Genomic DNA, 7,493 nt, shown 5'->3' with positions numbered 1-7,493 from the left:
GGTGTGGGTCGACAACGCCCGCCGCTACACCCGGGAACACGTCGCGGCCCTGGCCCTGCAGCGCAGCCTCCTGCCGCACAGCCTGCCCGGACAGACCGCCGTGGAGGTGGCGTCACACTACCGGCCCGCGGACGAGAGCGCGGGCGTGGGGGGGGACTGGTTCGACGTGATCCCGCTGTCGGGTGCCCGCGTGGGCCTGGTCGTCGGGGACGTCGTGGGCCACGGGCTGCACGCGGCGGCGACCATGGGGCGGCTGCGCACCGCCGTGCACACCCTGGCGGGTCTCGATCTTCCTCCCGACGAGTTGCTGGCGCACCTGGATGATCTGGTCATCCGGCTCGCCGACGAGGAGGAGAGCGCCGCGGGCAACGCCGGCGCCGCCGTGCTTGGAGCCACCTGCATCTTCGCGGTGTACGACCCGGTCAGCCGGCGCTGCACGCTGGCCCGGGCCGGCCATCCCCCGCCCGCGGTCGTCAGTCCCGGTGGGACGGTGGACTTCCTCGACCTGCCCGGGGGCCCGCCGCTGGGCCTGGGCGGCCTGCCGTTCGAGTCCGTCGAGCTGGAACTGGTGGAGGGCAGCCTGCTGGCCCTGTACACCGACGGTCTGGTCGAGGGCCGTGACAACGACGTCGACGCCGGGCTCAGCCGGCTGCGCGTGGCGCTGGGCCGCGCGGACCGGCCGTTGGAGGAGATCCGGGACAGGGTGATCCAGGCTCTGCTGCCCGACCGTCCCGAGGACGACGTCGCCTTCCTGCTCGCGCGTACCCATGCCCTGCGGGCGGAGCGGGTCGCCTCCTGGGACCTGCCCGTCGATCCGGCCGTGGTGGCGCTTGCCCGCGCCTACGCGGCACGGCAGCTGGTCACATGGGGCTGTGACGAGGAGGTGCTGACCACTGAACTCATCGTCAGCGAGCTGGTCACGAACGCGATCCGATACGCCACCGAACCGATCCGGCTGCGCCTCATCCGTGACCGCACGCTGATCTGCGAGGTGTCCGACGGCAGCAGCACGTCTCCGCGCCTGCGGCACTCCCGTACCACCGACGAAGGGGGTCGGGGCCTGTTCCTCGTGGCGCAGTTCACCCAACGGTGGGGTGCCAGGTACACGCCCAGGGGCAAGACCATATGGGCTGAGCAGCCCCTGCATTCGTTCGACATGGGCCTTCCGAGCCGGGACGACGGCTGGGACGCTCCCGTCTAGCGGATGGGTTGTGGTCTGTGGCCCCTGTCCCGGGCTCTGTCGCGCGGCCCGCCTGACGGGTTATCGTCCGTTTCCGTGTGCGATTCACCGCAGCTCGTGGGTTCTTCCGACATCGCAGCCGCACTGGGCGTGACCCGTCAGGCCGTCGACCATCGTCTACGGACCGACCCTCGCGCGCCTGCTCCGGCTGCGGTGGTGAACCGTACCGCGACCTGGGGCGGCACCCGTGTCTGGTGGCGCGCCGACATCGACCGCTGGCTCGGCGGAGTCGACCCCGACCGGTGGGTGAACAACCCGGGGCGGCGCCGGTGAATCCTGGCGCATCCTGCCTGCGGACGGGGCCGTCCTAGGAGAACCCGCCGGCGGCGACGCTGAGCGCGGCGGTGACGAAGAGGACCTGAAGCACGGCGCGAGGCAGCAGGGGCGTGACCGGCTTTCCACCGAGGGCCAGGCCGCGGCGGGCGGCCGAGTGGTTGGCCGGGAACATCGCCACCATGAGCAGCGCGAGGCCCGCGGCCGCCAGGGGGGCGGTGGCCGGTATCAGCAGTCCCGCGGCGCCGGCCAGCTCGAGCACTCCGGTGACGGCGACCAGAAGATCGGGTCTGGGCAGGGCGGGAGGGACCATCGCGACCAGATCCGCGCGCCGTGTGCCGGCGAAGTGCGCCAGACCCGTGAGCACGAACATGAGCGCCAGCCCGACGCGCAACGCGGGGTACCAGCCGTCCAGGGCGTCCACAACACCCCAGCCGATCAGGCGGGCAAGAACGAAGCCGACGACCACAGCGATCAGGGGTGCCATAGCGGACCTCCAGCACAAGGAACTTGTCAGTGACTAGATTGCGAGCCTGAGCTGTATCTTGTCAACGACAAGTTATGATGAAGATCATGTCTGGTAAGCCCTACCACCATGGGGATCTGCGCAGGGTGCTGTTGACGGCGGCCGTGCAGGCGCTGACGGAGGCCGGGCCGGCGAAGCTGAGCCTGCGTGACCTGGCCCGCCGCGCGGGTGTCTCCCACGCCGCACCCGTCCATCACTTCCGGGACAAGGCGGGGTTGCTCACAGCTGTCGCGACCGAGGGCTTCGACCTGCTCGCCGACGCACTCGTCGCGGCTGGGGAGCGCACCGGGGACCTGTTGGAGATCGGTGTGGCGTATGTCCGTTTCGCGGTCGACCACCGTGCCTACTTCGAGGTGATGTTTCGTCCGGAGCTCTACCACCCGGCGGACCCGCAGCTCCTGCAGGCGCGACAACGCGCTGGTGACTCCCTGCGATCAGGGCTTGCCATGCTGCCCGGCGCCACTACGGGAGACATGCCCCGCCAGGCAGGACTGGCGGCCTGGTCGATCGCGCACGGCTTCGCGACCCTGTGGCTCGGCGGTGCTCTCCCGGAAGAGGTGGGGTATGACCTCGAGGCGGCAGCCCGGCCCGTGCTGCGCCTGCTGTTCGAAACGGGCTGACCCGACACCCGCGCCGGTTGCGGGTGGGAGCGACCGGGTGGGGCAGCGGCGGTGTGGACGCATGCCAGCCGCGGTCAGCCGAGGGCCGCCGTGAGTCGACGGGCCTTGGACAGGACCAGGTCGGGCAGGGGAGCGTAGCCGATCGTCCGGGTGCTCAACTGCCCCTGGGTAAGGGTGTAGGCGAGGTAGCTGCGCAGGAGCTCGGCGTTGCCGTTCCCCTGCACGCAGACGATCGTGTATGTGACCGCGGATGCCGGGTAGGCGAGTGGATCGTCCGGCGTGTAGTTGATCGGGAGTCGAAGGTCCCCGTAGTCAGGTTGTCTCGGTGCGGAGGCGGCCGAGGCCAGCGCCGCGGCGACGCTGATGCCGTTGGCCTTGACGTATATACCGGAGGTGGTCCGCAGCGCCGCCGTCGGCAGGCCCTGCTCGGCGGCGAAGGACAGTTCCACGTAGGTGATGCTGCCCGGGTCGCGCATGACGCTGGCCGTCACCGCGTCCGAGCCTTTGGCGGCGGTTCCGCCCGGCCAGGGCAGTTCCTTGCCGATCCCGAGACGCCATGACGCTCCCGCCGCCGCACTGAGGTACCGGGAGAAGACGTCGGTCGATCCTGAGGAGTCCTGGCGGTGTACGGGGTGTATCGGCATCACGGGGAGGGCGGTGCCAGGATTGTCCGCCGCTATCCGCCGGTCGTTCCAACTGGTTATCTCGCCCTGGAAGATGCCCGCGGTCGTCGACGGCGACAGGCGCAGGGTATTCACGTCCGACAGATTATAGACGAACACGAGAGCGCCGCCCGCGGCGGGAATGTGCAACGCCCGGCCGGGCGGGGCTGAACCGGCCGCCGTGCTCGCTCCCGGCGTGGTGCAGCGTTTGTTGGCCTTTTGTTGTTCCTGTTCTGTCATGACGGCGTCGGAACCGGCGAAATCCACGCTGCCGGCGATGAACCGTTGAATGCCCTCGCCCGATCCGATCGAGTCGTACGTCACATGGGCGTCGTAGCAGCGGGCGGTGAAGTCATTGATCCACCGAGCTTGGAGGTTCTTCTGGAAGGTGGCGCCCGCACCTGTCAGCTTCCCCGTGGCGCACTGCGAGTCCGGGCTGATGTCGGCGGCATTGTCCGGCCCGCCTGCTGAGCAGGCTGCCAGGCTCAGGCAGACCACGACGAGAAACTGAGCGACTATCACCCGTAGCGGCGACCGTCGTCTGGACGTGGGCAGGCGACGCTGCGTGCGCCGCGGCTGCGTGCGCCGCGCTGTGGACACGTCCCGCCCCCCGGCTTTCATTCTCCTGTTATATGGGATACGCGAATATGGATGGTTGCAGCGGTCTGGAAACCTGACGTCGCCGTCCGCGTGGACAGCCGGCAAATTGGAAGTGAACGCGGGTGAAGCGCAGCGGAGCACACGTGACTGAGTGGGGAACTGTCGTCGGGAGCGGTTATTGTTCGCGGCATGCGGCGCACATCATCCCACTGCGTCCGACCCGCTCACCATACTCAAGGGATCCACACCGACGGGACTCGCCACGCTCATCAGTGGGCCGGTCGGCTTTCGTATCGAATACTGGCTGTCCCACTGGTTACCGTGCTGGTGGCTTTGGGTGGTTTGCTGGTAGGCAACCTGCGATCGAAACCGGCCGATACGGCGTGTTCGGCGGATCGGCTCCTCGTGGTCGCTTCCGGCGACATCGCCGAGGCGGTCTCCACCCTCGCCAGCCGCTACGCCGCCGGTCCCGGCCGGGGGTGCACGACCATCCGGGTCCAGGCGCGTGAGCCGGCGACCGTGGCCGTGGCCCTGGCCGCCGGGTGGGACAGCGTACGTTACGGGCTGCGCCCGGATGTGTGGATTCCCGACAGTTCGCTGTGGTCGCGGCTTCTGGACACCGCGCCGCCAGGTGCCGCCCGCTCCGGTGGCGGGCCCGGTGGCGTTGCCGCGCGCACCGGACCACCGCTGGCCTACTCGCCGCTGGTCCTCGCCCTGCCTGCCCGCATGGTCGATGCTCTCCACTGGTCGCAGCATCCGCCCAGTTGGGCGGATGTTCTGCACGTGCTGGGCGAGGATCGGGGGTGGGCTGCCTTCGGACACCCGGAGTGGGGGTCGATACGGCTCGCGGTTGCCGACCCGGCCCGTTCCACCCCCGCGCTTGAGGCGCTCATCGCCTGGACGGGCGCCGCCCGTGGCCCCGGCCAGGAGGACTACCTGCCCGCTGCCGCGGTGAACCAGCCGTTGGTGGTGAGCGCCCTGCGGAAGCTACGCTCACGAGTCAGCCGGACAGGATCGGACACCGTGTCGTTGCTCCAGAGCCTGCCGAGGGCAGGGGAGACGGATCAGTCCTCCGCCGCGGTCGACCACCCGTCGATGTTCGTCATGAGCGAGCAGGAGGTCTGGCGGTACAACCAGGGCAAACCGGCGATCCCGCTGACCGCCGTCTACCCTGCGGACGGAACACCCGTGTCGGACCATCCATACCTGCTGTTGCACCCGGGGGACACTCCGGCCGGGTCGCGCGCGGCCGCCGCGGGCTTTCTCCGCTTTCTGCGCGAGCCGGACTCGCAGACATGGCTGGTCAGCCAGGCGTTCCGCTCGGGTCTGGGGACCGAGGGTGCTCCGTTCGTCCCCGCCAACGGCCTGCGACCGGACGGCGTCACCGACCTCCTGCCGGCGACGGGCGGTGCCACCCTCAGCCGGCTCACCCAGGTCTGGAACTCCATGCCGGCATCCTCTCGATGATCGGATGCGACGGCCATGCCGCGCGGACCGATAGGCGCACCGATAGGCGGGCCGATGTGAGGCGCGGATCGATGTGAGGTTGGTGCGAGGTCGGGACGGCCGGCTGTTCCAGCAAAAAAAGATCTTGTTGTGGATGTATATTGCTACGCTTGTTCCATGGCCATCAGCACGCGTGCAGCGTCTGTCGCGGACCTCGCCTTCCTCCTGTCACAGGCAAGCCACGCGCTGACCACCGAGCTGACAGCCGGCCTCGCTGCGCTCGGCATCTCACCGCGCGGCCATTTCGTCCTGTCCAGGGCGATGTCGTGTGATCTGACCCAGAGCCAGGTGGCCGAACTGTGCGCCCTCGACAAGACCACGATGGTCGTGACGATCGACGAGCTTGAGAAGGCGGGGTTCGTGCAGCGACGGCCGTCGAGCACGGACCGCCGGGCCCGCATCGTCTGGGTCACCGAGGAGGGCAAGCGGACGGTCGCCCAGGCCCACGAGATCGTGGCCCGCATCTACGACGACGTGCTCGCGGCACTCCCGGCCCGTGAGCGTGACGCCTTCATCGACGGGCTGGTGCGGCTCGTCCAGGGCCGGCTGTCCACGCCGGTGCACTGTGAGCGGCCCGTACGGCGGCGCACGCCCCGAGCCCATTAGTTCCGAAAGAAATCTTCCTGAACAAAACTATCTGGTACGGTCGCACCTGATACTCACGAGCCCAGCGGGCCTCCGGCAGTGCGATCATGCTTCTTGCGCGTTGCCTTTGGCCCAAGTCCCCGGGTCACCGGCGGCCGAAGGCGGCGCGATCATGTTCTTTTCGCGCTGCCGGAGGCCCAGGTCCCGCGTCGTTTAGGAGGCGACCACATGACCGAGCCTGTTGCATCGGCCACCCGGGCCGGCGATTCCCGCTGGCCGGCGCTCGTCGTCCTCTGTATCGGGATGCTAATGATTATTCTGGATGGGACGATCGTGAACGTGGCGTTGCCCGCCATCCAGAACGATCTTGACTTCTCCCAGTCAAGCCTGGCCTGGGTCGTCAACGCCTACCTGATCGCTTTCGCCGGCCTGTTGCTCCTGGCCGGCCGGCTCGGCGACCTGATCGGCCGCAAGCGCGTCTTCATGGCCGGCCTGAGCGTGTTCACCGTGGCATCCCTGCTGTGCGGCGTGTCCGGGAGCCAGGAGATGCTGATCATTGCGCGGTTCGTCCAGGGCGTCGGTGGTGCCATGGCCTCCGCCGTGATCCTGGGCATGATCGTGACGATGTTCCCGGAGCCGCGGGAGCAGGCCAGGGCGATCGGCGTCTACAGCTTCGTCGCCTCCGCCGGTGCCTCGATCGGCCTGCTCGCCGGCGGTGTCCTCACCCAGGCCATCAGCTGGCACTGGATCTTCTTCGTCAACGTCCCCTTGGGGATCGTGACCGCCGCGCTGGCCGCCCGCCTGCTCGAGGCCGAACGCGGGATCGGGCTGCGCGCGGGAGCCGACATCGCGGGCGCCTTCCTCGTCACCTCGGCGCTGATGCTCGGTGTCTACACGATTGTCGCGGCGGCCGACCACGGTTGGGCCTCCGCACACACGCTCGGTTTCGGTGCTGTCGCGGTCGCCCTGCTCACCGGGTTCGTCGTGCGGCAGGCGAACGCGAGCAACCCGCTCCTGCCGCTGCGCATCTTCCGGTCACGCAACGTCGTCGGGGCCAACCTCGTCCAGATCCTGATGGTGGCCGGCATGTTCGGGATGTTCTTCCTGGGTGCCCTGTATCTGCAGCGGGTGCTCGGCTACGACGAGGTACAGACAGGCTTGGCGTTCCTGCCGGTCTCGTTGGGGATCGGGCTGCTCTCGCTCGGTTTCTCCACACAGCTGAACGCCCGTTTCGGCGAGCGTGCCGTGCTGCTGCCGGGCCTGGTTCTCAGCGCGGCCGGGCTCGTCCTGGTCACCCGCGCACCTGTGGACGGTAGCTATGTCGCGGACGTCCTTCCGGCGATGCTGCTGCTCGGCGTCGGTGCGGGACTGTCCTTCCCGGCGCTGACGACACTGGCCATGTCCGCTGCCACGCCCGCCGACTCCGGACTCGCCTCCGGCCTGGTCAACACGACGCTGCAGGCCGGCGGCGCGCTCGGCCT

At 69.1% G+C, this 7,493-nt stretch carries 8 protein-coding genes; 6 read left to right on the top strand and 2 right to left on the bottom strand.

The features are described 5' to 3' along the window. Together DD1DGNOD_RS20705 and DD1DGNOD_RS20700 are read left to right on the top strand one after the other, a co-directional pair. Positions 1-1,201 (top strand): ATP-binding SpoIIE family protein phosphatase (locus tag DD1DGNOD_RS20705; protein ID WP_165036935.1); only part of this gene is annotated, 1,201 nt, incomplete at its 5' end. Between the two features lie 75 nt (positions 1,202-1,276). After that, entirely contained in the window at positions 1,277-1,513 is a 237-nt protein-coding gene (locus DD1DGNOD_RS20700) for a hypothetical protein (protein WP_131768173.1), read from the top strand. Between the two features lie 34 nt (positions 1,514-1,547). Here the strand turns inward: DD1DGNOD_RS20700 and DD1DGNOD_RS20695 are convergent, their stop codons facing one another. After that, positions 1,548-2,000: a DoxX family protein gene (locus tag DD1DGNOD_RS20695; protein ID WP_131768172.1), complete on the bottom strand. Its 453-nt coding sequence runs from the start codon at positions 1,998-2,000 to the stop codon at positions 1,548-1,550. 74 nt (positions 2,001-2,074) lie between these two features. Here DD1DGNOD_RS20695 and DD1DGNOD_RS20690 point away from each other — a divergent pair, with 74 nt between their 5' ends. Further along, entirely contained in the window at positions 2,075-2,659 is a 585-nt protein-coding gene (locus tag DD1DGNOD_RS20690; RefSeq protein WP_206443343.1) for a TetR/AcrR family transcriptional regulator, read from the top strand. A gap of 74 nt (positions 2,660-2,733) precedes the next feature. On the opposite strand, the gene pstS is transcribed toward DD1DGNOD_RS20690, so the two are convergent. After that, positions 2,734-3,843 (bottom strand): phosphate ABC transporter substrate-binding protein PstS, encoded by a 1,110-nt coding sequence (gene pstS / locus DD1DGNOD_RS20685; RefSeq protein ID WP_165036933.1) that lies wholly within the window; start codon positions 3,841-3,843, stop codon positions 2,734-2,736. Between the two features lie 483 nt (positions 3,844-4,326). Between pstS and DD1DGNOD_RS20680 the strand changes: the two genes are divergently transcribed. From DD1DGNOD_RS20680 to DD1DGNOD_RS20670, 3 genes are all read left to right on the top strand, one after another. Next, positions 4,327-5,388: a substrate-binding domain-containing protein gene (locus DD1DGNOD_RS20680; protein ID WP_165035194.1), complete on the top strand. Its 1,062-nt coding sequence runs from the start codon at positions 4,327-4,329 to the stop codon at positions 5,386-5,388. Between the two features lie 156 nt (positions 5,389-5,544). Further along, on the top strand, positions 5,545-6,033 hold the full coding sequence (locus DD1DGNOD_RS20675; protein WP_131768170.1) for a MarR family winged helix-turn-helix transcriptional regulator: 489 nt from the start codon (positions 5,545-5,547) through the stop codon (positions 6,031-6,033). A gap of 207 nt (positions 6,034-6,240) precedes the next feature. Beyond that, a partial coding sequence (locus DD1DGNOD_RS20670; RefSeq protein WP_131770864.1) for a DHA2 family efflux MFS transporter permease subunit occupies positions 6,241-7,493 on the top strand: 1,253 nt, incomplete at its 3' end.

Origin of the sequence: Candidatus Protofrankia californiensis (assembly GCF_900634765.1) — a bacterium.
GTDB classification, from domain to species: domain Bacteria; phylum Actinomycetota; class Actinomycetes; order Frankiales; family Frankiaceae; genus Protofrankia; species Protofrankia californiensis.
The sequence above is the reverse complement of the archived record's forward strand: the minus strand, read 5'-3'. Positions and strand labels throughout refer to the sequence as shown.

What these genes read in the sequence shown, in the direction of transcription:
- DD1DGNOD_RS20695 (WP_131768172.1), bottom strand. Translation starts at nt 2,000, where the DNA reads ATGGCACCCCTGATCGCTGTGGTCGTCGGCTTCGTTCTTGCCCGCCTG.
- DD1DGNOD_RS20690 (WP_206443343.1), top strand. Translation starts at nt 2,075, where the DNA reads ATGATGAAGATCATGTCTGGTAAGCCCTACCACCATGGGGATCTGCGC.
- DD1DGNOD_RS20675 (WP_131768170.1), top strand. Translation starts at nt 5,545, where the DNA reads ATGGCCATCAGCACGCGTGCAGCGTCTGTCGCGGACCTCGCCTTCCTC.